Origin of the sequence: Pseudomonas taiwanensis DSM 21245 (assembly GCF_000425785.1) — a bacterium.
Lineage (GTDB): Bacteria > Pseudomonadota > Gammaproteobacteria > Pseudomonadales > Pseudomonadaceae > Aquipseudomonas > Aquipseudomonas taiwanensis.
Window position 1 is genome coordinate 52,811 of the sequence record NZ_AUEC01000030.1, and the last position, 23,861, is coordinate 76,671.

Genomic DNA, 23,861 nt, shown 5'->3' on the forward strand with positions numbered 1-23,861 from the left:
TCCAAACCCTCCCGAGGCCGCCTGCGCGCGGCCTCGCTCTTGAAGATGAGAACATCGGAATGACCCTGAAGACCATCGAAGGTACCTTCATCGCCCCCAAAGGTCGCTATGCTTTGGTGGTTGGCCGCTTCAACAGCTTCGTCGTCGAAAGCCTGGTAAGCGGTGCAGTCGATGCCCTGGTTCGCCATGGCGTCAGCGAAAGCGACATCACCATCATCCGTGCCCCGGGCGCGTTCGAAATCCCGCTGGTGGCTCAGAAAGTTGCCCAGCAAGGGGAATACGACGCGATCATCGCCCTGGGCGCAGTGATCCGTGGCGGTACCCCGCACTTCGAATACGTGGCGGGCGAATGCACCAAGGGCCTGGCCCAGGTGTCCATGGAGTTCGGTGTACCGGTCGCCTTCGGCGTCCTGACCGTCGATTCCATCGAGCAAGCCATCGAGCGTTCCGGCACCAAGGCCGGTAACAAAGGTGCTGAAGCTGCCCTGTCCGCACTGGAAATGGTCAGCCTGCTGGCGCAGTTGGAGGCCAAGTGATTAGCGACGAAAGCGATCGTTTCAACCCGCGCGATCCAAAACCTGCGGATGCCGGCAAGCCATCGAAGAGCGCCAAGCGCCGCGAAGCCCGCAAGCTCGCGACCCAGGCCCTGTACCAGTGGCACATGGCTCAGCATTCGCTGAACGAGATCGAGGCACAGTTCCGGGTCGATAACGATTTCTCCGATGTCGACGGCGCCTACTTCCGCGAAATCCTGCACGGGGTTCCGGCGATCAAGGGCGAGATCGACAACGCCCTAGCACCTTGCCTGGACCTGGCACTGGAAGAGCTCGACCCGGTCGAGCTGGCCGTGCTGCGCCTGTCCACCTGGGAGTTCATCAAGCGCGTCGACGTACCGTACCGCGTGGTGATCAACGAAGGCGTGGAACTGGCCAAGGTCTTTGGCGCCACTGACGGCCACAAGTTCGTCAACGGCGTGCTGGACAAGCTCGCTCCGATCCTGCGTGAAGCAGAAGTCAAGGCGAACAAGCGCTGATCCTGGCGCTGTCGGGCCATGGGTGAGTTCGAGCTGATCAACCGCTTCTTCGCTGCTGCGTCCTGTGCGCAAGGCGGCGAAGGTGTGGTGTTGGGCATTGGCGACGACTGCGCACTGCTTAGCCTTTTCCCAGGCGAGCAAATGGCGGTGTCCACCGACACGCTGGTCGCCGGGGTGCATTTTCCCGCTGTCTGCGATCCTTGCTTGCTCGGCCAGCGTTCGCTGGCGGTGGCAGCCAGCGACCTGGCGGCCATGGGGGCAAAGCCGATCGGCTTCACCCTTGCCCTGACCTTGCCCGATGTAGGCCCTGATTGGCTCGCGGCGTTTGCCGAAGGCCTCAGCCGCATGGCCCATCGTTGCGGCATGAGCCTGATCGGCGGCGATACCACACGAGGCCCCTTGAGCATCACCGTGACCGTGTTTGGTAGTGTGCCTGCTGGCCAGGCCCTGCGCCGCAGTGGCGCAAGGCCGGGTGATGTGCTGTGCGTCGGCGCAGCGTTGGGTAACGCTGCAGGTGCCTTGCCGCTGGTACTGGGCGAGCGTGTGGCGCCGGTCGAGCTGGCAGCGCCGTTGCTGGGCCATTACTGGTCGCCGATGCCGCAGCTCGAACTGGGGCAGTTGCTGCGGGGGCACGCGACGGCGGCATTGGACATTTCCGATGGCCTGCTCGCCGATTGCGGGCATATCGCCAAGGCCTCCGGTGTCGCGATCGAGGTGAACCTGGAGCAGGTCCCCATGTCTTCTGCTTTGCAGGCCTTCCTTGGCCAGGACGCAGCGCGGCGAGCGGCGCTCACCGGTGGCGACGACTATGTGCTGGCGTTCACCTTGCCGCCCGAGGCGCTTTCATCCCTGCAGGGCCGTGTAGCGGTGCACGTCATCGGCCGGGTGCTCGAGGGCGAAGGCGTGACGCTGCGTGATCCGCAGGGCCGAGACATCACCCCCGTGCAGCGGGGTTATCAACATTTTAGGGAGACACCGTGACCGACCACCCCAACCAGGTGCCAGCGGAGTTCGTTCCGCCATCGGTCTGGCGCAACCCGTGGCACTTCATCGCCTTCGGCTTCGGTTCCGGCACGCTGCCCAAGGCACCGGGTACCTGGGGTTCGCTGGTGGCCTTGCCGTTCATTCCGTTGTGGCAAATGCTACCGGACTGGGGCTACTGGCTGCTGCTGGGCATTACCATGCTGTTTGGCTTCTGGCTGTGCGGCAAAGTCGCCAATGACTTGCGTGTGCATGACCATGAGGGCATTGTTTGGGATGAGATGGTCGGCATGTGGATCACCCTGTGGCTGGTGCCTGAAGGATGGCAGTGGCTGCTGGCGGGGTTCTTGATGTTCCGCTTCTTCGACATCCTCAAGCCGTGGCCGATCCGCTGGATCGACCGTCATGTGCACGGCGGTGTGGGGATCATGCTCGACGATATCCTGGCTGGCGTATTCGCCTGGCTGGGCATGCAGGTTCTGGTGTGGGTGGTGGCCTGACAGGGAGTACGCGAATGGCCATTAGGACGATGCTGCTGGCAATGATGCTGACTCTCGCCACGTGGGCGGGCAACGCGGTGGCCGAACAATTGCCCAGGCAGATCCGGCTGGTGAGCGAGCAGTGGCTCGACTACACCAATGCCGACGGCACCGGGGTGGCATGGGATGTACTGCGCAAGGTGTTCGAGCCCGCCGGCATCAAGGTCCAGGTGCAAAGTGCGCCCTACAGCCGGGCGGTTGGGCTGGTCAAGCGCGGCGCAGCCGACGCCTGGGTCGGCTCCTACAAGCAGGAGAACGACGACAACCTGTACCCGAGCTGGCATTTTGATATGGACCATATCTATGCCCTTGGCTTGACCAGCAAGCCCACGCCGACGCTGGACACCGTCGGCCAGTATCGCCTGGCCTGGGTCCGTGGCTACGACTACGGCAACTACCTGCCAAATGTGCGCAGATTCCGCGAGATCCAGCGGCGCGAAGGCATTTTGCCCATGCTCGAGCACGACCGTGTGGATTTCTACATCGATGCCCTGACCGAAGTGGACTATGTGCTGGAGCAGGCGCCGCAGCCTGAGCGCTTCCGCCGTACCCATGTGGCCGAACTGCCGCTGTACCTGGCCTTTGGCCGCAGCGATGAGGCCAAGGCGCTGATCAGGGTATTCGACAGGCGAATGGCGGAGCTGGTGCGAAGTGGCGAACTCAAGCCCATCTTCGAGCACTGGAAGCAGCCGTATCCATTCACCCCGGACAGCAAGCCGCAATAGCGCGGCTGTCGCCACTGGAGAGCGACCCGCCCGTGAGCATTTCAAGCATCGAACTTTTCGATCTTAAGCCACGATATTCAGCCAGCGCACAGCCGCCAACCTGCTGATACAATCGGCTCACGTGAAATTTCAAACTTATCCAGGAGCACAACGTGCCCGTCGTCTTTGTTGCCGCCTCGAAACTCCCGACTCCTTTTGCAATCTTCACCATGCATGGCTTCCTCGATGAAGCCACTGGCCGAGAGCACGTCGTGCTCAGCCTGGGTGACATTGCCGATGGCGAGCCGGTGCTGGGGCGCTTGCACTCCGAGTGCCTGACCGGTGATGCCCTGTTCAGCCAGCGCTGTGATTGCGGCTCGCAACTGGAGGCCGCACTTCAAGCTATCGCCCGTGAGGGGCGCGGGGTGCTGCTGTACCTGCGCCAGGAAGGCCGTGGCATTGGCCTGCTCAACAAGATCCGCGCCTATGAGCTGCAAGATGGCGGCGCCGATACCGTTGAGGCCAACGAGCGTCTGGGCTTCGCCGCCGACCAGCGCGACTACGGTATCTGTCTGCCGATGCTTGAGCACTTGGGCGTGAAATCGCTGCGTCTGATGACCAACAACCCGCGCAAGGTCAAGGCGTTGACCGACATGAACATCAAGGTCGCCGAGCGCGTGCCGCTGCACACCGGCCACAACCCGCACAACCGTCTTTACCTGGCGACCAAGGCCGATAAACTCGGCCACATGATGGGCAACAAGCACCAGGGTGAGGTGCCTCAGGCGTGACACGTGGCGAGGTGAAGCGGCGTCTGGCGTTGGCCTGGTGGCAATACCTGGCGGTGGGCCTCGTGCCGCTGCCGGTCATGGCCTGGGCCTTCGGCGGCGGCGATGCGTTGATCCCGGTACTGGCGATGCCGCTGTTCATCGCCGGTGCTGCTTCCATGTTCCTGAGCCTACCGCGCTTTGGCGCCTACAAGCGCGCCCTGATCGCCACTTCCAAGGCGCTGGGCACGGCTGAAGAGCCTGCGGCCTGGATCGAGCTGGCCCGTGTGCGACGGTGGGCCATGCTGTACGCCTGTTTTCCTGCCTGGGTCGCGGCGCTGTCGGTACTGGTGGGCCTGGAAGCCGTGCCGCAGGTGCTCCTGGCGCTGTCGACCGTGGTGCTGCTTTACCTCTACCGTATTCCGCGTCAGTTGGGCTGATGCGCATTTTCCTCTGCCTGTTGGTACTGCTGGCGTGCAGTGCCCAGGCGCAGGAACCGCTGCGGGTGATCAGCCTGGCACCCTCGATGACCGACATCATGCTCGAACTGCAGGCCGATGACCTGCTGGTTGGCGTACTGGACGGCGGCGAGCGGCCAGCGGGTCTACGTGCCTTGCCCTCGGTGGGGCGCCACGGGCAACTGGACATGGAGCGTTTGCTCAGCCTCAGGCCCGACCTGGTGCTGGTATGGCCCTCAGGCGTGTCGCCAGCCCAACAAGCCCAGCTCAAGCGATTGGGCATCGAGACCTTCAGTGCCGAACCCCACAGCCTTGACCAGCTTATCGAGCAGATCGAGGCAATAGCCGAACGTATTGGCCGTGGCGAGCAAGGGCTGCGATATGGGGCGCTGCTTCGTGATCGTTTACAGCAGTTGCGCCAGCGCTACCGGCGCGAGCAACCGGTAAGCGTGTTCTACCAGGTGTGGGACACGCCGCTCTATACAGTGGGTGCAACGCAGATCATCAGTGACGCATTGGCCGTATGCGGGGCCCGGAACGTGTTCGACGATATTAACCTGCCTGCTCCGCAGATAAGCGTGGAAGCGGTGCTTCAACGTGATCCTCAGGTGATTCTGGCCGGCGATTGGGCACAATTGGCCCGTTGGAAAGCCTGGCCGCGACTGCGTGCCGTGGCGGGGAAGCGCTTGCTGGTAGTGCCGGACAAGGGCCTGGAGCGGCCCAGCGGGCAGATGATCGACGCCACCAAGCGTCTGTGTGCACTGCTGGAGGCCCGAGCGCCAGATTGAAACCTGGCGCTCGGAGCGACGCGCTTTACAGGCCGAGCTTGTTCATCCGCGCTTTGACCGACGCTGCGATGCCGGCAGCATCCAAGCCGCACTCGGCCAGCATTTGGGCGGGCTTGGCGTGCTCGACATAGAGGTCGGGCAGGCCAAGGTGCAGCAGCGGCTTCACCACGCCCTCGCGAGCGAGGAACTCGCCCACGGCAGCACCGGCCCCGCCCATGATGGCGTTTTCCTCAATGGTCACCAGCAGTTCATGGCTGTCAGCCAGCGTGCGGACCAAGGCTTCGTCCAGGGGTTTGACGAAGCGCATGTCGACCACAGTCGCGTTGATCTGCTCGGCCACTTGCAGGGCTTCGGCCAACTGCACGCCGAATACCAGCAGTGCGACGTTCTCGCCCTGGCGGCGAACCACGCCCTTACCAATTTCCAGGGGCTCGAGATCGCCGCTGATCGGTGCGTTCGGTCCTGTGCCACGCGGGTAGCGCACGGCAGCCGGGCCGTTGTAGTGATGGCCTGTGCTGAGCATCTTGCGCAGCTCGTTCTCGTCGCTTGGGGTCATCACCACGATGCCGGGGATGCAGCGCAGGTACGAAAGGTCGTAGCTGCCTGCGTGGGTGGGGCCGTCTTCGCCGACCAGGCCGGCGCGGTCGATGGCGAACAGTACGTCGAGGTTCTGCACGGCGACATCGTGAATCAACTGGTCGTAGGCGCGCTGCAGGAAGGTCGAGTAGATGGCAACGACCGGTTTGGCGCCTTCGCAGGCCATGCCCGCCGCCAGGGTGACGGCATGCTGCTCGGCGATGGCTACGTCGAAGTAGCGCTCCGGGTAGCGTTCGCTGAAGGCGACCAGGTCCGAGCCTTCCTTCATCGCTGGGGTGATGCCTACCAGGCGATTGTCGGCGGCGGCCATGTCGCACAGCCACTGGCCGAACACCGCGGAGTATTTCGGGCCGCTGGCTTTCTTCGGTGCGGCCGGCTTGTCGGCCGGTTCCAGCTTGGTGATGGCGTGGTAGCCGATCGGGTCGGCTTCGGCAGGGGCGAAGCCTTTGCCTTTCTTGGTCACCACGTGCAGGAACTGTGGACCCTTGAGGTCACGCATGTTGCGCAGGGTGGCGATCATGGTCGGCAGGTCATGGCCGTCGATCGGGCCGATGTAGTTCCAACCCAATTCCTCGAAGAGGGTGCCGGGGGCCAGCATGCCCTTGGCGTATTCCTCGGTGCGGCGGGCGATTTCCCAGGCGCCTGGGAGGCGCGACAGCACCTTCTTGCTGCCTTCGCGCATGCTCGAATAGGTGCGGCTGGAGAGGATCTTGGCCAGGTAGTTGGACAGGCCGCCGACATTGCGCGAGATCGACATGTCGTTGTCGTTGAGGATCACCAGCATGTCGGCGTCGACTTCCTGGGCGTGGTTCAACGCTTCGAAGGCCATGCCGGCAGTCAGTGCGCCGTCGCCGATCACCGCGATCGACTTGCGTGGGTCGTTCTGCAGGCGTGCGGCAATGGCCATGCCCAGGGCGGCGCTGATCGAGGTGCTGGAGTGGCCGACGCCGAAGGTGTCGTATTCGCTCTCGCTGCGGCGCGGGAAGGCGGCGATGCCATCTTTCTGGCGCAGCGTCAGCATGCGGTTGCGACGGCCGGTGAGAATCTTGTGCGGGTAGGCCTGGTGGCCGACGTCCCACACCAGGCGGTCATCCGGGGTATCGAAGACGTAGTGCAGGGCAATCGTCAGTTCGATGACGCCCAGACCGGCGCCAAAATGCCCACCGGTCTGACCAACGGTGTACAGAAGCTCCTGGCGCAACTCGTCGGCCAGGGTCTCCAGGTCGGCTTCGGCCAACCGGCGCAGGCCAGCAGGCGTGTCAGCGCGGTCGAGCAACGGCGTGACCGGGCGTTCGCGGGGGATCTCTTGAAACGTCGTGGGCATCAGGCGAGTCGTTATAGGTGTGAAGACGCGGCAGTTTACCCCATTGTGGGAAAAGCTGCCCATTGGGTCGGGGTCGCTTCGGGCTGCTTTACAGCCCATCGCCGGCAAGCCGGCGCCTACGAATGCTGCGGTGAAACGTGCCGGTGATGGACCGCGAAGCGGCCCCGATCAATGGCGGCGCTCGACGATATAGCGTGCCAGCGCCCGGAGTGGCTCGGCGTTCTCGCCAAAACCATCGAGCGCGGCCAGCGCCTGGTCACGCAGCTCCAGCGCGTAGGCCTTGGCCGCGTCCAGGCCGAGCAAGGCCGGATAGGTCGGTTTGTCACGGGCTATGTCGGCGCCCTGGCGTTTGCCGAGGGTGGCGGTATCGCTTTCCACGTCGAGGATGTCGTCCTGCACCTGGAATGCCAGGCCGATGGCTCGTGCATAGGTTTTCAAGGCATCGAGCTGTGCTTGCTCGGCGCGGGCGCTGGCCAGGGCGCCTAGGTGTACGCTGGCTTCGATCAACGCGCCGGTCTTGTGCCGGTGCATGAATTCGAGCGCCTGTTGGTCAAGCTTCAGGCCCACCGACCCCAGGTCGATGGCCTGGCCGCCGACCATGCCAGCCGGCCCGGCTGCCTTGGCCAGGGTTTGCACCATCGCCAGGCGGATGCTGTCTGGCTGGGGGCTCAGACGCGGGTCGAGCAGAGCGCTGAAGGCCAGGCTCTGCAGGCCGTCGCCCGCAAGGATGGCGCAGGCTTCGTCGAAGGCCTTGTGGGTAGTTGGCTGGCCACGGCGCAGGTCATCGTCGTCCATCGCCGGCAGGTCATCGTGCACCAGCGAATAGGCATGGATCAGTTCCACCGCACAGGCCGCGCCATTGGCTTGTTCGGCCGGGGCACCCAGGGCTTCGCAGGCAGCATAGGCGAGCAGTGGGCGTACCCGCTTGCCGCCGTTCATGACGCTATAGCGCATGGCTGCGTAGAGGCGTTCGAGCTCTTTGGACGGGGCCTCGAACAGGGGTTCGAGCGCGGCGTCGACACGGGCCTGGCTGCTGGCCTGGTAAGCGCTGATCATGCTTCTGGCTCCGCATCGAAGGGCTGGGCGGCCAGCTCGCCGTCCCGCTCCAGGAGGATCTGTACTTTCTGCTCGGCCTGGGCCAGCGCCCCCTGGCAATCACGGGTCAGGGCAATGCCTTGTTCAAAGGCGGCCAGCGACTCTTCCAGCGACAATTCGCCGTTCTCCAGGCGCTCGACCAGCGCTTGCAGGTCTGCGAGGGATTGTTCGAAATCGATGGAGGCTTTTTTGCGGGCCATGGCGACTGTCTCGGTGGTGTTCAGAACGGCGCGACACTAGCAGAGCAGGGCGGGGGGAGCAAACTTGTGTGGCGGGCCAGGTTCTTTGGGGTAGGCATGATTTCTGTGGTGTCTGTGAAATCGAGCGCCGCGTGCGCGGCGCATCGCGAGCAAGGCTCGCCCCTACGGTTGATTCAGTCCAGGGAGGGGGTAACCCAACCGGTAGGAGCGAGCCTAGCTCGCGATCCGCTGCGCCACTGCGCTCAAGGCGAGCGCCTGCAGGCAATCACACCATTTCCGCTTCCCGCACCAGCATCGCCTCGCGGTACCGCGCCAGCTCTTCAATAGTCAGCACGGGTAGATTGTATTGCCGCGCATACACCGCCACCTGTTCGCCCCTGGCCATGCTGCCATCAGGGTTCATCAGCTCGCACAGCACTGCTGCCGGGCGCAACCCGGCCAGACGCGCAAGGTCCACCGAGCCTTCGGTGTGCCCACGGCGGGTCAGCACCCCGCCATTGCGTGCGCGCAGCGGGAACACATGGCCGGGGCTGACGATGTGGCGCTGTTCGGCGCTCGAGCGCAAGCACGCTTCGATGGTGGTGATGCGGTCCTGGGCCGAAACCCCGGTGCTCACGCCTTCGGCGGCTTCGATGCTGACGGTGAAACCGGTACCGTGGCGTGCCTGGTTGTTCTGCACCATCGGTGCCAGCTGCAGGGCGTCGACGGTAGCTTCGTCCAGGCACAGGCAGACGATGCCGCTGCAGTCGCGAATCATCATGGCCATGGTCTGTAACGACAGGTTCTCGGCAGCGGCGACGATGTCGGCTTCGTCCTCGCGGTCGTCATCGTCAAGCAGCAAAACGGGGCGACCGGCCTGGAAGGCAGCGATGGCGGCGGATACGTTGGGGAATTGCTGTTGCAGCATAGGGGACATGAAACGCTCCTCGTGAATGATCGATGAACGTCTCGGGGCGAACAAAACGCGTGCACGGGGGCGCCCGAACGGCCCCTGCCTGACGCCTTCTTTCATCCGGACTATGACCGTCGGCTCTGGAGTCGCACCAGATCTGCTGACCCCCGGCATGGCCGGGGCGCTCGCGGGCTCATCTTTCGATTTACCGCCGGTGGGGACTTTCACCCCGCCCTGAAGACCGCCCAAGCATACAGCACCGTGCCACCCCGCTGGCAACCCGGCAGGCTACGACCTTCGGCGGTATCATGCGGCCAGGGTCTTTTGGAAAACGACATCATGGACATTCTCCAAGTCGCTGGCGGCAAGCCGATCAAGTTGTGGACCGACGGCGTGCCGGTCGAAGACGAAGCCCGCCAGCAATTGCTGAACACGGCGAAGATGCCGTTCATTTTCAAGCATCTGGCGGTGATGCCCGATGTGCACCTGGGCAAAGGCTCGACCATTGGCAGTGTGATTCCAACCGTCGGTGCGATCATCCCGGCTGCGGTAGGTGTGGATATCGGCTGCGGCATGATCGCTGCCCGTACCTCGCTGCACGCCCGGGACCTGCCGGACAACCTGCACGGTCTGCGCAGCGCCATCGAGAAAGCGGTGCCCCACGGCAAGACCTTCGGTCGTCGCGACCAAGGCGCCTGGGATGATGTTCCCACTTCTGCGGACCAGCAGTGGCGTGGGTTGGCAGGTCGCTTCAAGGCGATCACCGACAAGTACCCTCGCCTGGAGAAGACCAACAACCGCCATCACCTGGGGACGCTGGGCGGCGGCAATCATTTCATCGAGGTGTGCCTGGACGAGGCCGACCAGGTCTGGTTCATGCTGCACAGCGGTTCACGCGGCGTCGGTAATGCCATCGGCAACCTGTTCATCGAACTGGCCCAGGCCGACATGCGTCAGCACCTGGCCAATCTGCCGGACAAGGACCTGGCCTACTTCGAGGAGGGGAGCCGGCATTTTGCCGATTACGTCGAGGCGGTCGAGTGGGCCCAGGACTACGCCCGGCGCAATCGCGAATTGATGATGCACGCAGTGGTCGCCGCCGCACGGCAGGTATTGGGGCGGCCCTTCGAGGCCCGCCTGGAAGCCGTCAACTGTCACCACAACTATGTGCAGCGCGAACACCATTTCGGCCGCGAGGTGCTGGTGACGCGCAAGGGGGCGGTTTCGGCGCAGAAGGGGCAGTTGGGCATCATCCCCGGCTCGATGGGCGCCAAGAGTTTCATCGTACGTGGCCTGGGCAATGAGGAGTCGTTCTGTTCCTGTAGCCACGGTGCTGGGCGGGTCATGAGCCGCACCCAGGCCAAGCGTCGTTTCAGCGTCGAAGACCAGCGGCGAGCGACCGCGCATGTTGAGTGCCGCAAGGACAAGGAGGTGATCGATGAGATCCCCATGGCCTACAAGGACATCGACGCGGTGATGCTGGCCCAGCGGGAGCTGGTGGAGGTGGTGCACACTTTGCGTCAGGTGGTGTGCGTGAAAGGGTGACGACACCGGCCCCAAACGCAGCTTCAGGCCACGCTGCGGACCGACGCGGCGTCTAGGGGCGATGCCCGGGCGTCGCTTCTTCCTCAGCCTTGCTCGCGCATGATCTGGGCGATGATTGGCACCGGGGTCATCAAGTGCGCATGCATCATCGTGCTGGCACGGGCGGCATCACGGGCGAGAATCGCCTCGACCAGTGCCGCGTGCTCCTGGCGCTTGGTTTCCAGAGCCTGCTCGGAAAACACCGTATGGGTCAGCCACAGATGACGGTAACGTTCGGCCTGGTCGAACAGGTAGGTGCGCGCCTGCAGCAGGTGCTTCGAGCCACAGCCTGACGCGATGGCGGTATGGAACGCCTTGTGGCGCTGGTCCCAGACGTCCAGACGCTGTTCACGGGTCTTCACTTCCATGACCTTGGCCAGGGTATGCGACTGCGCCAGCACCGAAGCCTCCCAGGCGTCATCGCCACGCTCGATGGCCAGCCCAACGATCATGGCTTCGAGGTTGGCGCGGGCATCGTAGATATCTTCCATCTCGTCCAGCGACATCGGCGCCACCCGGTAGCCCTTCTGGCTGATGGCAACCACCAGCTTTTCCGCCACCAATTGCGACAGGGCCTCGCGCAGTGGGCCGACGCCCAGGTCGTAGCGCTCCTTGAGCGTGCTCATCAGCAGCTTTTCGCCCGGTTTGAACAGGCCGCGGATGATGTCTTGCTTGAGCCACTCATACCCACTGAAGGCCGAGTTCTGCCGTGGGGCGTGTGCTTCCAAGGTGCTGTCCTCAAAACGTTTTGCAAATCATACCGAAACGTCTTTTCAGATAGAAACAATGGACAAACGAGCGTTTTGTTATCGTTTTATAAAAATGTAGACATTTTGCTTTTGTGGCGATATTTTTGCCGTGCCCACCTGATCCGGGCACTGTCTTCGAACCTCTCTGCCAGGAAACCGCCATGAACGCCTTCACCAAGATCGAGGAACCCGTGCTGCCGATGCCTCTGGAAACCCGGGGCTTCTCCGTCAAACCGTCCGAACAGTCGCCACGCCTGCTGGAAGTGGTGTTTGCCCGCGAAACGGTGGAAGCGTTCGTCAAGGCCGTGGCCGAATGGCCCGTGCAGGCGCTGGAGTACAAGTCCTTCCTGCGTTTTCGCGTTGGCCAGATTCTCGATGAGCTGTGCGAAGGCACCCTGCGCCCGGTCTTGCTGAACGGCCTGCTCGACCGTGCCACCGGTGGCATGCTGATCACACCGCAGGGGCTGGACGATGTGAGCCAGGCCGAGGACATGGTCAAGTTCACCACCGCCTGCGCGCACCTGGTGGGTCGTTCCAACTACGACGCCATGAGCGGTCAGTTCTATGCCCGCTTCGTGGTGGTCAACACGGACAACTCCGACAGCTACCTGCGCCAGCCGCACCGGGTGATGGAATTGCACAACGACGGCACCTTCGTGAACCAGATCACCGATTACGTGCTGATGCTCAAGATCGATGAAAAGAACATGGAAGGCGGCAACTCGCTGCTGCTGCACCTGGATGATTGGGAGCAGTGCGAGTCGTTCTTCCGTCACCCGATGGCTCGCCGCGAAATGCGCTGGACCGCGCCGCCCAGCAAGAAGGTCAGCGAGGACGTGTTCCACGCCGTGTTCGACACCGACGCCGTGGGCCGCCCGACCATGCGCTACATCGACCAGTTCGTGCAGCCCGAAAACTTCGAGGAAGGCATCTGGCTGAATGCGCTTTCCGAGTCGCTGGAAGGCAGCGAGCGCAAGCTGTCGGTGCCAGTGCCGGTCGGCAGCTTCCTGCTGATCAACAACCTGTTCTGGCTGCACGGCCGCGACCGCTTCACGCCGCATGACGGCCTGCGCCGTGAGCTGATGCGCCAGCGAGGCTACATCAGCTACGAAAAGCCGCTGTACCAGCGCGGCCAGTAACCCTTCCAACGCTGCAGGGCTGCCCAGGGGGCGGCCCTTCGTCGTGCCCGAAACAAAACCACCGGCTGGCGCCGCGCGCCACCGGTAAAGAGGTAATGGCTGTGTACGATTTCATCATCATCGGCGGCGGTATCGTGGGCATGTCCACAGCCATGCAGCTGATTCAGCTCTACCCGGACGCCAAGATGCTCCTGCTGGAGAAAGAGTCCGGGCCTGCCCGTCACCAGACTGGCCATAACAGCGGCGTGATCCATGCCGGTGTGTACTACACCCCCGGCAGCCTCAAGGCACGTTTCTGCCTGGAGGGCAACAAAGCCACCAAGGCCTTCTGCGACAAGCACGCCATCCGCTACGACGAGTGCGGCAAGTTGCTGGTGGCCACCAATGCCCTGGAAATGGAGCGCATGAAGGCATTGTGGGAGCGTACCGCTGCCAATGGCCTGGAACGCTCGTGGCTGTCGGCGGCCGAACTGCGTGAACGTGAACCGAATATCGTCGGCATCGGCGGTATCTTCGTGCCCTCCAGCGGCATCGTCAGCTATGCCGAAGTCACTGCCGCGATGGCCCGCGAGTTCCAGGCGGCAGGCGGCGAGATCCGCTACAGCGCGCAGGTACAGGGCCTCCAGGAACATGCCGACCAGGTCGTGGTGCGTGCGGGGGCCGACGAGTTCCGTGGGCGCTTCCTCATTACCTGTTCCGGGCTGATGGCCGACCGTGTGGTGCGCATGCTGGGCATCGAACCCAGCTTCATCATCTGCCCGTTCCGTGGCGAGTACTACCTGCTGCCCAAGCAGCACAACCAGATCGTCAACCACCTGATCTACCCGATCCCGGACCCGTCGATGCCATTTCTCGGCGTCCATCTGACCCGGATGATCGACGGCACCGTCACCGTCGGCCCCAACGCGGTGCTGGCCACCAAGCGCGAGGGCTATCGCAAGTCCGATATCTCGCTGCCCGACCTGTTCGAGACGCTCACCACGCCAGGCATTCTCAAGGTGCTGGCGAAGAACCTGCGTCCGGGGCTGATCGAGCTGAAGAACTCGCTGTTCAAGGGCGGCTACCTCAAGCAGGTGCAGAAGTACTGCCCAAGCATCACCAAGGCCGACCTGACCGACTATCCGGCGGGTGTCCGCGCCCAGGCGGTATCCCGCGACGGCAAGCTCATCGATGACTTCCTGTTCGTCAACACCCGACGCAGCGTGAACGTGTGCAACGCCCCGTCGCCAGCGGCCACGTCGGCGATCCCGATTGGCGCGCACATCGTCGACAAGGTACGCGAACAGCTCGCTGCCACCGGCACCCGGCTGACGGCCCGTATCCCCGATAACCCGCAGCGGGCCGCCGGCTGAAGTGCCGCCACCGCCATCCCAGCAGAGGAAGACTAGCGTGCAATTGCAAGACTCCAGCCTGTTCCGCCAGCAGGCCTACATCGATGGCGCCTGGGTCGATGCCGACAGCGGCCAGACCCTCAGGGTGAACAACCCGGCCACCGGCGAACTGATCGGCCATGTGCCGAAGATGGGCGCTGTCGAGACCCGCCGCGCCATCGAAGCCGCCGAACGGGCCTTGCCGGCCTGGCGCGCCCTGACTGCCAAGGACCGCGCCAATCGCCTGCGCCGCTGGTTCGAACTGATGATGCAGAACCAGGAAGACCTGGCGCGCCTGATGACCCTCGAGCAGGGCAAGCCACTGGTCGAGTCCCGAGGCGAAATCGCCTATGCCGCTTCGTTCCTGGAGTGGTTCGGCGAAGAAGCCAAGCGTGTCTATGGCGACATGATCCCCGGCCACCAGCCAGACAAGCGCCTGATGGTGATCAAGCAGCCGATTGGCGTCACCGCGGCGATCACCCCGTGGAACTTCCCCTCGGCGATGATCACCCGCAAGGCCGGGCCGGCGTTGGCCGCCGGCTGCACCATGGTGCTCAAGCCTGCTTCGCAGACGCCGTACTCGGCCCTGGCCCTGGCTGAGTTGGCCGAGCGTGCCGGCATTCCCAAGGGGGTACTCAGCGTGGTCACCGGCAGTGCCGGTGAAGTGGGCGGCGAACTCACTCACAACCCGATCGTACGCAAGCTGACCTTCACCGGCTCTACCGAAATCGGTCGCCAACTGATGGCCGAATGCGCCAAGGACATCAAGAAAGTGTCCCTGGAACTGGGCGGCAATGCCCCGTTCATCGTGTTCGACGATGCCGATCTGGATGCAGCCGTCGAAGGTGCCCTGGTTTCCAAGTACCGCAACAACGGCCAGACCTGCGTTTGCGCCAACCGCCTGTATGTGCAGGACGGCGTCTACGACGCCTTCGTCGACAAGCTCAAGGCGGCAGTCGCGCGCCTGAACATCGGCAACGGCCTGGAAGCCGGCATCACCACCGGCCCGCTGATCGACGCCAAGGCCGTGGCCAAGGTCCAGGAGCACATCGAGGATGCCGTTGCCAAGGGCGCCCGTGTGGTGGCGGGTGGCAAACCGCATTCGCTGGGCGGCACCTTCTTCGAGCCGACCATTCTGGTCGACGTGCCCCAGCATGCTGCCGTGGCCAAGGAAGAGACCTTCGGCCCGCTGGCGCCGCTGTTCCGCTTCAAGGACGAAGACGAAGTCATCGCCATGTCCAACGACACCGAATACGGCCTGGCGGCCTATTTCTATGCCCGCGACCTGAGCCGGGTGTTCCGTGTGGGCGAGGCGCTGGAGTACGGCATCGTCGGTATCAACACCGGGATCATCTCCAACGAAGTCGCGCCATTCGGCGGTGTTAAAGCCTCTGGCCTGGGCCGCGAAGGGTCCAAGTACGGCATCGATGACTACCTGGAAATCAAATACCTGTGCATCGGCGTGTAACCACAACCGTCGTTGATCGAGTCTTGAACGGAGCGAACATGAACACCAACCAGAGCCTGCAACAACGCCGCCTGGCCGCCATTCCACGTGGCGTCGGGCAAATCCACCAGATCTACGCCGAGCGTGCCGAGAACGCCACCGTGTGGGACGTCGAGGGCCGAGAGTACCTGGACTTCGCCGGCGGTATCGCGGTGCTCAATACCGGCCACCTGCACCCGAAAGTCATGGCAGCCGTCCAGGCGCAGCTGGCCAAGCTGACCCACACCTGCTTCCACGTCTTTGGCTACGAGCCCTACGTGGCCCTGGCCGAGAAGATCAACCAGCGCGTGCCGGGCGACTTCGAGAAAAAGACCTTGCTGGTGACCACCGGCGCCGAAGCGGTGGAGAACGCCATCAAGATCGCCCGTGCCGCCACTGGCCGCCAGGGTGTGATCGCCTTCACCGGCGCCTACCATGGGCGTACGCACTACACCCTGAGCCTGACCGGCAAGGTCGTGCCGTACTCTGCGGGCATGGGCCTGATGCCAGGTGGCATCTACCGTGCCCAGTACCCGAACGCGGTGCATGGCGTGAGCAGCGATGACGCCATCGCCAGCGTCGAACGCATCTTCAAGAACGACGCCGCGCCGACTGACATCGCCGCGATCATTCTCGAACCGGTCCAGGGCGAAGGTGGTTTCAACGTCGCGCCGAAAGACTTCCTGGCCCGTCTGCGCGCCCTGTGCGACGAGCACGGCATCGTGCTGATCGCCGACGAAGTGCAGACCGGTGCTGGTCGTACCGGTACCTTCTTCGCCATGGAGCAACTGGGCGTCGCCGCCGACCTGACCACCTTCGCCAAGTCCATCGCCGGTGGTTTCCCGCTGGCTGGTGTGTGCGGCCGTGCCGAGATCATGGATGCGGTGGCTCCCGGTGGCCTGGGCGGGACCTACGCCGGTAGCCCAGTCTCCTGCGCCGCTGCCCTGGCCGTGCTGGAAGCCTTCGACGACGAGAAACTGCTGGAGCGGGCCCAGGCGGTCGGTGAAATCCTCACCAGCGGCCTGCGCGCCATCGGCGAGCGTCACAACAGCCTGGTGGATGTGCGCAACCTGGGTGCCATGGTCGCCGTAGAGTTGTTCGAGGGCGGTGACCTGAGCAAGCCTGCGGCCGATCTGACTGCCAAGGTGGTGGCCAAGGCCCGTGACAAAGGGCTGATCCTGCTGTCGTGCGGCACCTATTACAACGTCTTGCGCATTTTGGTTCCGCTGACCGTCAGCGACGCGGACTTGCAGCGCGGTCTGGCCTTGATCGGCGAGTGCTTCGACGAGCTCGCCTGACACTCATGCCTGACGGTCGCTCGACGGCCGTCGGCGCTTTCTTGAGTCAGCGTCACCCTGGTCTGTGCTCACCCGCATCTGTCCGACTCACCCTCTCGGACAGGGCGGGCTTTTTCGTCCGATGCTGGTGAGCGCGGACACCGAAAATGCCCTCAGAGGCAGTACAAGAACAAAGGTAATGCCATGCAGAACGATAAGAACAATCTCAGTCACGGGCTCAAGTCCCGTCATGTGACCATGCTTTCCATTGCCGGTGTCATTGGCGCCGGCTTGTTCGTAGGTTCAGGACGGGCCATTGCAGAGGCCGGCCCGGCCACCATCCTTGCTTACATCTTCGCCGGCGTGCTGGTCGTGCTGGTGATGCGCATGCTGGCGGAAATGGCCGTCGCGTCGCCAGACACCGGTTCGTTCTCCACCTATGCCGACCAGGCCATCGGCAAGTGGGCGGGCTATACCATTGGCTGGCTCTACTGGTGGTTCTGGGTGCTGATCATTCCCATCGAAGCCAATATCGCCGCAACCATCATCAACACGTATGTGCCGCAGATGGAAATCTGGGTGCTGTCGTTGGTCATCACCTTGCTGCTGACCGCCACCAACCTGTTCAGCGTCAAGCACTACGGCGAGTTCGAGTTCTGGTTGGCGTTGGTGAAGGTGGCCGCTATCGTCGGCTTCATCATCCTCGGTGCCTGCGCCATCCTTGGCCTGTTCCCCAGCACCGGCGTGAGCGGGGTTTCACGCTTGTGGGATAACGGCGGCTTCATGCCCAACGGCTTTGGCGCAGTGCTCAGCGCGATGCTGATCACTATGTTCTCGTTCCTCGGTGCCGAGGTGGTGACCATTGCCGCGGCGGAGTCCGATGCCGCTGGCAAGCAGATCTCCAAGGCCACCAACTCGGTGATCTGGCGGATCACGTTGTTCTACATCCTGTCGATCTTCATCGTCGTGGCGCTGGTGCCGTGGAACGATCCAAGGCTGGCGAGCGAAGGGTCCTATGTGGCGGTGCTGAATATTCTCAACGTGCCCCATGCCAAGGCCATCATCGACTTCGTGGTGCTGACCTCGGTGACCAGTTGCCTGAACTCCTCGCTGTACACCGCTTCGCGCATGCTCTATTCGCTGAGCCGCCGGGGCGATGCGCCCGCTTGTGCCCAGGTGACCGCCCGCAGCGGTACGCCGATCTATGCCGTAATGCTGTCTACCGGTGCCGCGTTCCTGACGGTGATCGCCAACTACCTGGTGCCCTCGAAGGTGTTCGGTTTCCTCATGGCCAGCTCGGGTGCGATTGCTCTGCTGGTCTATCTGGTGATTGCCATTTCCCAGCTGCGCCTGCGTAAACGCCTGATCGCCGAAGGTAAGACCCTGAGCTACAGGATGTGGCTGTTCCCTTGGCTGACATGGGGTGTGATCTTGTTCATCAGCGCCGTGCTGGTGCTGATGTTGCTGCGCCCCGACCACCGGCTCGAAGTGGTATCGACCATGGCGCTGGCGATACTGGTGGTGTGCTCGGGCCTGCTGGTGACACGACGTCGCCGGCGTGTGGAGCAGGGCGGCGCCAACCCGCTGACGAGCTCCGGAAGCGGGGTCGCTGGTTGATGGAGCTCCCCCTCGAGGTGCGCGCGTCGAGGGGGATATTCACGGTAAACTTTCTCAGCCCCTGGGCATGCCATGGCGATGCCGATGACTTTCAGTGCTCATGGGTGTGCTCCTTTCCATCGCGGTGAAAATGCGACTTCGGAGCCGGCTTCGAGTGTTGGGCGCTGTCGGCCTCGCCATGCCCGTGATGGCCAGGCGCGGTGGGTGCGCTTGGCGAAGCCGGATGATGCGCCTTGGATTGCCCCTTGTCATGGTGGCCACTTCCCGAGGCTGCCTCTTCGTAGCGACCTGGCACGTTGTCGCCGTGTTGGCCTTCATGATTGTGCATTTCGCTTTCGCCACCCCCGTGCTGGTGGCCGCCGCTGATCGCGACCATCGCGTTGTACTGCTGGGCGTTCATTCGGGGTAGCTGATCGAGGAAGGCGACAATTCCCCAGATGTACGGGTCACCCATGCTCTTGCCCCAAGCCGGCATGCCTGTGGCCTTGATGCCGTGTTTGATGGTCCAGAACGCGACAGCGGGATCACCGCTGACCCCGAGTTTGGTCAGGTCGGGAGGAGAGGGGTACAGCGCCTGGCTGAGCTCTGTCTTCTCAACGCCGGGGGCAAGATGGCAACCGATGCACATGGCGTTGTAGTTACCAGCGCCCATGCGAATCAGGTTTTCGTCCTTGAGGTCTGGTACCTCGATATCCCTGGCGCGCACCTCGATGGAACGATCCCGAACCATGGCCAGAAAGGCATGTACTGCCGGGAAGTGAGGATCATCGGCCGCGACGTTCACCACGCCAAAGTACGCGGCTGCCAGAACGCTCGCGCTGGTGACGGCGCCTGCTGCAACCAGCGTTGTTATCGTTCTTTTCATGTCTGGCTCTCAAAACCACATGCGGATGCCGGCGACGAAACGTGCTTCATCCACATCCCCACCTTCATCACGGATGAAGTCGGCGGTTTTGCCATAGGAGCGGTTCCAGGTGACGCCTATGTAAGGTGCGAACTGGCGAACGATTTCATACCGCAGCCGCACGCCGACTTCGGTATTGGCAAGACCGGAACCCACACCACGCTCAGGATCGTTCTTGCCGTAGAAATTGACTTCAGCGGTTGGCTGCAGGATCAGGCGATTGGTCAGGAGTATGTCGTAGTCGCCTTCCAGGCGGGCGGCGGTCTGGCCGTTTTCGCCGAGGAATGCAGTGGCTTCGGCTTCGAAACCGTACAGTGCCATGCCCTGGATGCCGAACGCAGCCCAGGTCTGAGGAGATTGCGGCTTGAAGTCCTGGCGAACCCCGGCAACCACATCCCACCAAGGGCTGACCGAGCGGCCGTAGAGCAGCTGTAGTTCGGCATCTTCGGTGACACCGTTGGTCCGTTCACCCTCGGAGCGTATCCAGAGCCGGTTGATATCACCGCCTATCCATCCAGTAGCATCCCAGGCCAGCGCGCTGCCTTCGTCAGCATCCTGGTACTCGAGTTGGTCCAGCAAGAAGAAGCTGTTGATTGCGCTGTCGTGCATCCGATGTCCGCCCAACGGCGGGAACGCCGCCTGGCGGTCTGCATCCGTGAGTACGGGAATCGGGGTACGGCTGGTAGTGGCAGGCGCCGCGGAACCGTGGTTCATCGTTGAGTGATCCATGGCGCCATGGTCCATCCCCTGCATGCTCGTATGATCCATCTTGCTGTGATCGGCGGGCGCGGTTTTTTTCCGAGGCTCGCTTGCGCCCATCTGGCTGTGGTCCATGCCTGGCATCGAGTCGTGCCCCATGGACGAATGATCCATCGCCGAGTGGTCCACCTCTTCAGCGGCGAAGCTGGGCGCAACGCCCAGCACGCCAAGCGAAACGGTCAGGGCCAGCAGCGAGGGTCGCGCCAGGCTACTGGTCATCTTTCCCTGCCTTAGCGTCGTCGCTGCCATGCGATTGCATCATTTTGCTGTGATCCATGCCCTGCATCGAGCCATGATCCATGCCTTTCATCGCATCGTGATCCATGCCCTGCATCGAGCCATGATCCATACCTTTCATGGCGCCGTGATCCATGCCTTGAGCGCCCTTGGCCTTCGCGGAATCGGCAGACGTCTGGGTATGTTGTTCATGGGTGTCGCTCGACCACGACGATGGGGCATAAACGGTGAACAGGCCCGCCATCGCAGCGCAAAGGACAAAGGTGTTTCGTTTCAGGGGTTTGCTCATTTCGGATCTCCAGTTCATTCGTCCACGCGGACTTCTCGGAACATGCCCATTTCCATGTGGAACAGCAGGTGACAGTGATAGGCCCAGCGTCCCAGGGCATCTGCGGTCACGCGATAACTCCGTTTCGAGCCGGGGGGCATGTCAATCGTGTGTTTTCGAACCATAAAGTTGCCGTGCTCATCCTCCAGGTCGCTCCACATGCCATGGAGGTGGATGGGGTGGGTCATCATGGTGTCGTTGACCAGGGTGATGCGAAGGCGCTCGCCGTACTTCAGGCACAGGGGGGCGGCATCGGAGAACTTGATGCCGTCGAAGGACCAGGCGAACTTCTCCATGTGGCCGGTCAGATGCAGTTCGATGGTTCGGCCAGGTTCCCGACCGTCCGGATCGATGAAGGTGCTTCGCAGATCCGAGTAGGTCAGAACCCGACGGCCGTTGTCGCGCAGCCCAACCCCCGGGTCGCTCAGCTTTGCGGTTGGAGTCATCGTCTGCATGTCGACCAACGGGTTGTTGGTCTCTGAGGCGGGATGGCTTTGCATGGCCCCACCGGTATCTGCCATGTTGCCGTGATCCATACCGGCCATGTCGCCGTGGTCCATGCCGGCCATGCTGCCGTGATTCATCCCCGCCATGCTGCCGTGGTCCATGCCCATGTCACCCATGGAGATGACGGGGCGAGGGTCGACGGCTGGAACCGGTGCTTGCAAGCCTTCGCGGATAGCCAAGGTGCCCCTGGAGTACCCCGAGCGATCCATGGATTGAGCGAAAATGGTGTATGCCTGTTCATCCTGTGGCTCAACGATGACATCGTAGGTTTCAGCAACGGCGATACGGAACTCGTCGACCGAAACGGGATTGACATGTTGCCCATCCGCCGCGACCACGGTCATCTTCAGGCCAGGAATGCGCACATCGAAGTACGTCATGGCCGAGCCGTTGATGAAGCGCAGCCGGATTTTCTCACCGGGCTTGAAAACGCCGGTCCAGTTTCCGTCTGGCGCCTGGCCATTCATGAGGTAGGTGTAGGTGTACCCGCTGACGTCGGCAAGATCGGTGGGGCTCATCTTCATCTCGGCCCACATCTTGCGGTCAGCGACCGCGGCGGACCAGCCCATCTCGCCGACGTCGTTGACGAAATCACCCACCGTTCGCTTGTGGAAGTTGTAGTAGTCAGACTGCTTCTTGAGCTTGGAGAGCACCCGGGCAGGGTCTTCGTCCGTCCAGTCGCTGAGCATCACCACATAGTCCCGGTCATAACTGAACGGCTCGGGCTCTTTCGCATCGATGACCAGTGCGCCATACACCCCGACCTGCTCCTGGAAGCCAGAATGGCTGTGGTACCAGTAGGTGCCGTTCTGATGGACCTTGAACCTGTACTCGTACATGCCATCAGGGGCGATGCCATGGAAACTCAGGCCTGGGACACCGTCCATGTTCGCCGGCAGGATGATGCCGTGCCAGTGGATGGACGTGTCCTGCTTCAAACGGTTGCGCACCCGAAGCGTGACGGTATCGCCTTCGCGCCAACGGAGCGTGGGGCCTGGCAGAGAACCGTTGATTGCCATGGCGGTGCGCGGGGCGCCGGTGATATTGACCGGCAGCTCACCGATGTAAAGGTCAAATTCTGTGCCTGTCAGCACATTGGGCTGGCCAGGGCTGGTCACCGCCCACACCGGCGCGCGCCACATGCCCAACCCGCCCAGTAGTCCGGTAGCAGCCAGGCCTTTGACGAAGGATCGTCGTGTGGTTTTGCTTTGCATGCCGTTGCGTCCAGTCAGAGAAATAGCTGATATCCAGGCCGCCGAATGTCGCAGCCCTCGGTTTCAGTTCGGTCCTCGCAAGCTTCGCAGGTTTTCGACGAAGCACCCGATTTGCCGGAGGAGGTCACTTGAAACTGCCATAGTTCGGGTTCGAGGGTGATTACATTTCTGTAAGCTTGCTTCAGCAGTGCTTGTGCCCTGTGTGCTGGTCTTGCTGAGCGGCGACGGGTGTCTGGTCATTGTTCTCCTGGGTAAGCTGATAAGCCTGCTGGGAGGATTGCCGAGCGGCTTCCATCCTCATGAAGGTGCGGTCCCCACCGCCTTCTGCATGGGCCAGGTTTGCCATGCCGAAGGTTGCTGCCATCACAACTGCCTTGACGCTGTTCATGGGTGTTCCCTCTGGTTTTTCGTTGGCGCCGATCGGCGCTCTGTCCAGAGGCAATTTAGGGACCTGAGCCTGTCAGGAAACTGAGTGGCGCATGACGTTTGCGTCAGCTTTTGCAGGGTGGCTTGGCTGCCAGTTTGAAGCGCACGCAGCGGTGGTTCGGAAAGGCCATCATCCGGCACTTCCTGACAGTACCCCACCAAGCAGTAGCTGGGTCGCCTACCTCGTGTTTGCCTACAGCCAGTCCATGGCAACCCGAGCTTAAGTTTGTGGCCGGCGTGCTGCACGTTGCGATGTTTTTTACAGCTTCGGCGCACTCTCCTGACTTTTTAGTCAACTGCGCAAGAAGTTGCGCACTCAAATGTGGATAAACCTGTGCATACATTCCTGTAGGCCTTGAGAAATATGGCGTACAGGCAACTGCGCAACTTTTTGCACACCACTGCGCAAGAAGTTGCGCACTTTTCCCGTGGTTTTTTCCGAAAAAGCTCCCCGATTTTCAGCGTGGATCGCTGCAGGCCTTGATCTACAAGGCTTTTCCTCAAGTTGGCACGACTTTTGTCACATCAAGACCCGATTGACCGGCAATTAGCTGCCGAAAAAGGCACTTATCCACAGCAAGGAGAGCAGCACCATGGCAACACCCGCGTACATGTCCGTCACCGGCGAAAAACAAGGCCTGATCACCGCTGGCGCGTTCACCGCCGATTCGGTGGGCAACACCTACCAGGAAGGCCACGAAGACCAGGTGATGGTCCAGGGCTTCGACCACCAGGTGATCATCCCCCGTGATCCGCAGTCCGGCCAACCGACCGGCCAGCGCGTGCACAAACCGGTGAAGATCACCAAGGTCTTCGACAAGGCCTCGCCACTGCTGCTGGCGGCCCTGACCTCCGGCGAGCGCATGACCAAGGTCGAGATCAAGTG

General features: G+C 62.6%; 25 protein-coding genes and 1 riboswitch. Of the genes, 15 read left to right on the plus strand and 10 right to left on the minus strand.

What is annotated here, in order from left to right; genetic code table 11:
• The first annotated feature begins 59 nt into the window (after positions 1-59).
• From ribH to H620_RS0114565, 8 genes are all read left to right on the plus strand, one after another.
• Positions 60-536, plus strand: coding sequence for a 6,7-dimethyl-8-ribityllumazine synthase (ribH, locus tag H620_RS0114530; RefSeq protein ID WP_008092356.1), 477 nt, complete (start codon positions 60-62; stop codon positions 534-536).
• Positions 533-1,033 (plus strand): transcription antitermination factor NusB, encoded by a 501-nt coding sequence (gene nusB, locus H620_RS0114535; RefSeq protein ID WP_023382589.1) that lies wholly within the window; start codon positions 533-535, stop codon positions 1,031-1,033. Before ribH ends, nusB begins: the two co-directional genes overlap by 4 nt.
• Before the next feature lie 18 nt (positions 1,034-1,051).
• A complete protein-coding gene (gene thiL / locus H620_RS0114540) occupies positions 1,052-2,014 on the plus strand; it encodes a thiamine-phosphate kinase (RefSeq protein ID WP_023382588.1) in 963 nt (320 codons plus the stop codon).
• The gene (locus tag H620_RS0114545; protein WP_023382587.1) at positions 2,011-2,514 is read left to right on the plus strand and encodes a phosphatidylglycerophosphatase A family protein; all 504 of its coding nucleotides are present in this window, start codon (positions 2,011-2,013) and stop codon (positions 2,512-2,514) included. Before thiL ends, H620_RS0114545 begins: the two co-directional genes overlap by 4 nt.
• 14 nt (positions 2,515-2,528) lie before the next feature.
• The gene (locus tag H620_RS0114550; protein ID WP_023382586.1) at positions 2,529-3,278 is read left to right on the plus strand and encodes a substrate-binding periplasmic protein; all 750 of its coding nucleotides are present in this window, start codon (positions 2,529-2,531) and stop codon (positions 3,276-3,278) included.
• Positions 3,279-3,430: 152 nt separating this feature from the next.
• Complete coding sequence (gene ribA / locus H620_RS0114555; RefSeq protein WP_023382585.1) at positions 3,431-4,048, plus strand: GTP cyclohydrolase II; 618 nt, start codon at positions 3,431-3,433, stop codon at positions 4,046-4,048.
• Positions 4,045-4,464, plus strand: a complete 420-nt coding sequence (locus H620_RS0114560) for a hypothetical protein (protein WP_027907544.1) — start codon at positions 4,045-4,047, stop codon at positions 4,462-4,464. The genes ribA and H620_RS0114560 overlap by 4 nt, the downstream gene beginning before the upstream one ends.
• Positions 4,464-5,270, plus strand: coding sequence for a cobalamin-binding protein (locus H620_RS0114565; RefSeq protein WP_027907545.1), 807 nt, complete (start codon positions 4,464-4,466; stop codon positions 5,268-5,270). Before H620_RS0114560 ends, H620_RS0114565 begins: the two co-directional genes overlap by 1 nt.
• A 25-nt stretch (positions 5,271-5,295) precedes the next feature.
• On the opposite strand, the gene dxs is transcribed toward H620_RS0114565, so the two are convergent.
• From dxs to ribB, 4 genes are all read right to left on the minus strand, one after another.
• On the minus strand, positions 5,296-7,191 hold the full coding sequence (dxs, locus tag H620_RS0114570; protein ID WP_023382582.1) for a 1-deoxy-D-xylulose-5-phosphate synthase: 1,896 nt from the start codon (positions 7,189-7,191) through the stop codon (positions 5,296-5,298).
• A gap of 168 nt (positions 7,192-7,359) precedes the next feature.
• Positions 7,360-8,247 (minus strand): (2E,6E)-farnesyl diphosphate synthase, encoded by an 888-nt coding sequence (ispA, locus tag H620_RS0114575; protein ID WP_023382581.1) that lies wholly within the window; start codon positions 8,245-8,247, stop codon positions 7,360-7,362.
• On the minus strand, positions 8,244-8,486 hold the full coding sequence (locus H620_RS0114580) for an exodeoxyribonuclease VII small subunit (RefSeq protein ID WP_011531978.1): 243 nt from the start codon (positions 8,484-8,486) through the stop codon (positions 8,244-8,246). Before H620_RS0114580 ends, ispA begins: the two co-directional genes overlap by 4 nt.
• Positions 8,487-8,751: 265 nt before the next feature.
• Positions 8,752-9,402, minus strand: a complete 651-nt coding sequence (gene ribB, locus H620_RS0114585) for a 3,4-dihydroxy-2-butanone-4-phosphate synthase (protein WP_027907546.1) — start codon at positions 9,400-9,402, stop codon at positions 8,752-8,754.
• Between the two features lie 80 nt (positions 9,403-9,482).
• A riboswitch (FMN riboswitch) is annotated at positions 9,483-9,624 on the minus strand.
• A 93-nt stretch (positions 9,625-9,717) separates the two neighbouring features.
• Between ribB and H620_RS0114590 the strand changes: the two genes are divergently transcribed.
• Positions 9,718-10,923 carry an RtcB family protein gene (locus tag H620_RS0114590; RefSeq protein ID WP_027907547.1) on the plus strand — a complete coding sequence of 402 codons (1,206 nt, stop codon included), beginning with the start codon at positions 9,718-9,720 and terminating at the stop codon, positions 10,921-10,923.
• An 83-nt stretch (positions 10,924-11,006) separates the two neighbouring features.
• Here the strand turns inward: H620_RS0114590 and csiR are convergent, their stop codons facing one another.
• Positions 11,007-11,690, minus strand: coding sequence for a DNA-binding transcriptional regulator CsiR (gene csiR / locus H620_RS0114595; protein WP_023382578.1), 684 nt, complete (start codon positions 11,688-11,690; stop codon positions 11,007-11,009).
• Between the two features lie 182 nt (positions 11,691-11,872).
• On the opposite strand from csiR, the gene glaH reads away from it, so the two are divergent.
• The 5 genes from glaH (at position 11,873) to gabP (ending at position 18,600) form a co-directional block, all read left to right on the plus strand.
• Positions 11,873-12,850: a glutarate dioxygenase GlaH gene (glaH, locus tag H620_RS0114600; protein WP_027907548.1), complete on the plus strand. Its 978-nt coding sequence runs from the start codon at positions 11,873-11,875 to the stop codon at positions 12,848-12,850.
• Positions 12,851-12,951: 101 nt separating this feature from the next.
• On the plus strand, positions 12,952-14,202 hold the full coding sequence (gene lhgO, locus H620_RS25785) for an L-2-hydroxyglutarate oxidase (protein WP_041925759.1): 1,251 nt from the start codon (positions 12,952-12,954) through the stop codon (positions 14,200-14,202).
• Positions 14,203-14,239: 37 nt separating this feature from the next.
• Complete coding sequence (gene gabD / locus H620_RS0114610; RefSeq protein WP_023382575.1) at positions 14,240-15,688, plus strand: NADP-dependent succinate-semialdehyde dehydrogenase; 1,449 nt, start codon at positions 14,240-14,242, stop codon at positions 15,686-15,688.
• Between the two features lie 38 nt (positions 15,689-15,726).
• Positions 15,727-17,004, plus strand: coding sequence for a 4-aminobutyrate--2-oxoglutarate transaminase (gabT, locus tag H620_RS0114615; RefSeq protein WP_023382574.1), 1,278 nt, complete (start codon positions 15,727-15,729; stop codon positions 17,002-17,004).
• 183 nt (positions 17,005-17,187) lie between these two features.
• Positions 17,188-18,600 carry a GABA permease gene (gene gabP, locus H620_RS0114620; protein ID WP_023382573.1) on the plus strand — a complete coding sequence of 471 codons (1,413 nt, stop codon included), beginning with the start codon at positions 17,188-17,190 and terminating at the stop codon, positions 18,598-18,600.
• Between the two features lie 91 nt (positions 18,601-18,691).
• Here the strand turns inward: gabP and H620_RS0114625 are convergent, their stop codons facing one another.
• The 5 genes from H620_RS0114625 to H620_RS0114645 all read right to left on the minus strand — a co-directional run bounded on the left by H620_RS0114625 (position 18,692) and on the right by H620_RS0114645 (position 22,937).
• A complete protein-coding gene (locus tag H620_RS0114625) occupies positions 18,692-19,465 on the minus strand; it encodes a c-type cytochrome (RefSeq protein WP_023382572.1) in 774 nt (257 codons plus the stop codon).
• Positions 19,466-19,474: 9 nt separating this feature from the next.
• On the minus strand, positions 19,475-20,482 hold the full coding sequence (locus tag H620_RS0114630; protein ID WP_023382571.1) for a copper resistance protein B: 1,008 nt from the start codon (positions 20,480-20,482) through the stop codon (positions 19,475-19,477).
• Positions 20,472-20,789: a hypothetical protein gene (locus tag H620_RS0114635; RefSeq protein WP_023382570.1), complete on the minus strand. Its 318-nt coding sequence runs from the start codon at positions 20,787-20,789 to the stop codon at positions 20,472-20,474. The genes H620_RS0114630 and H620_RS0114635 overlap by 11 nt, the downstream gene beginning before the upstream one ends.
• Before the next feature lie 14 nt (positions 20,790-20,803).
• Positions 20,804-22,549 carry a copper resistance system multicopper oxidase gene (locus H620_RS0114640; protein ID WP_027907549.1) on the minus strand — a complete coding sequence of 582 codons (1,746 nt, stop codon included), beginning with the start codon at positions 22,547-22,549 and terminating at the stop codon, positions 20,804-20,806.
• A gap of 181 nt (positions 22,550-22,730) precedes the next feature.
• On the minus strand, positions 22,731-22,937 hold the full coding sequence (locus tag H620_RS0114645; RefSeq protein WP_023382568.1) for a co-regulatory protein PtrA N-terminal domain-containing protein: 207 nt from the start codon (positions 22,935-22,937) through the stop codon (positions 22,731-22,733).
• Positions 22,938-23,568: 631 nt separating this feature from the next.
• Here H620_RS0114645 and H620_RS0114650 point away from each other — a divergent pair.
• On the plus strand, positions 23,569-23,861 hold a 293-nt coding region (locus H620_RS0114650), incomplete at its 3' end, for an Hcp family type VI secretion system effector (protein ID WP_155950786.1).

Bases quoted from the DNA above. Each gene is read 5' to 3' on its own strand.
- ribH (WP_008092356.1), top strand. From the start codon at position 60: ATGACCCTGAAGACCATCGAAGGTACCTTCATCGCCCCCAAAGGTCGC.
- thiL (WP_023382588.1), top strand. From the start codon at position 1,052: ATGGGTGAGTTCGAGCTGATCAACCGCTTCTTCGCTGCTGCGTCCTGT.
- H620_RS0114550 (WP_023382586.1), top strand. From the start codon at position 2,529: ATGGCCATTAGGACGATGCTGCTGGCAATGATGCTGACTCTCGCCACG.
- H620_RS0114565 (WP_027907545.1), top strand. From the start codon at position 4,464: ATGCGCATTTTCCTCTGCCTGTTGGTACTGCTGGCGTGCAGTGCCCAG.
- dxs (WP_023382582.1), bottom strand. From the start codon at position 7,191: ATGCCCACGACGTTTCAAGAGATCCCCCGCGAACGCCCGGTCACGCCG.
- ispA (WP_023382581.1), bottom strand. From the start codon at position 8,247: ATGATCAGCGCTTACCAGGCCAGCAGCCAGGCCCGTGTCGACGCCGCG.
- H620_RS0114580 (WP_011531978.1), bottom strand. From the start codon at position 8,486: ATGGCCCGCAAAAAAGCCTCCATCGATTTCGAACAATCCCTCGCAGAC.
- ribB (WP_027907546.1), bottom strand. From the start codon at position 9,402: ATGTCCCCTATGCTGCAACAGCAATTCCCCAACGTATCCGCCGCCATC.
- H620_RS0114590 (WP_027907547.1), top strand. From the start codon at position 9,718: ATGGACATTCTCCAAGTCGCTGGCGGCAAGCCGATCAAGTTGTGGACC.
- glaH (WP_027907548.1), top strand. From the start codon at position 11,873: ATGAACGCCTTCACCAAGATCGAGGAACCCGTGCTGCCGATGCCTCTG.
- gabT (WP_023382574.1), top strand. From the start codon at position 15,727: ATGAACACCAACCAGAGCCTGCAACAACGCCGCCTGGCCGCCATTCCA.
- gabP (WP_023382573.1), top strand. From the start codon at position 17,188: ATGCAGAACGATAAGAACAATCTCAGTCACGGGCTCAAGTCCCGTCAT.
- H620_RS0114625 (WP_023382572.1), bottom strand. From the start codon at position 19,465: ATGAAAAGAACGATAACAACGCTGGTTGCAGCAGGCGCCGTCACCAGC.
- H620_RS0114630 (WP_023382571.1), bottom strand. From the start codon at position 20,482: ATGACCAGTAGCCTGGCGCGACCCTCGCTGCTGGCCCTGACCGTTTCG.
- H620_RS0114635 (WP_023382570.1), bottom strand. From the start codon at position 20,789: ATGAGCAAACCCCTGAAACGAAACACCTTTGTCCTTTGCGCTGCGATG.
- H620_RS0114640 (WP_027907549.1), bottom strand. From the start codon at position 22,549: ATGCAAAGCAAAACCACACGACGATCCTTCGTCAAAGGCCTGGCTGCT.
- H620_RS0114645 (WP_023382568.1), bottom strand. From the start codon at position 22,937: ATGAACAGCGTCAAGGCAGTTGTGATGGCAGCAACCTTCGGCATGGCA.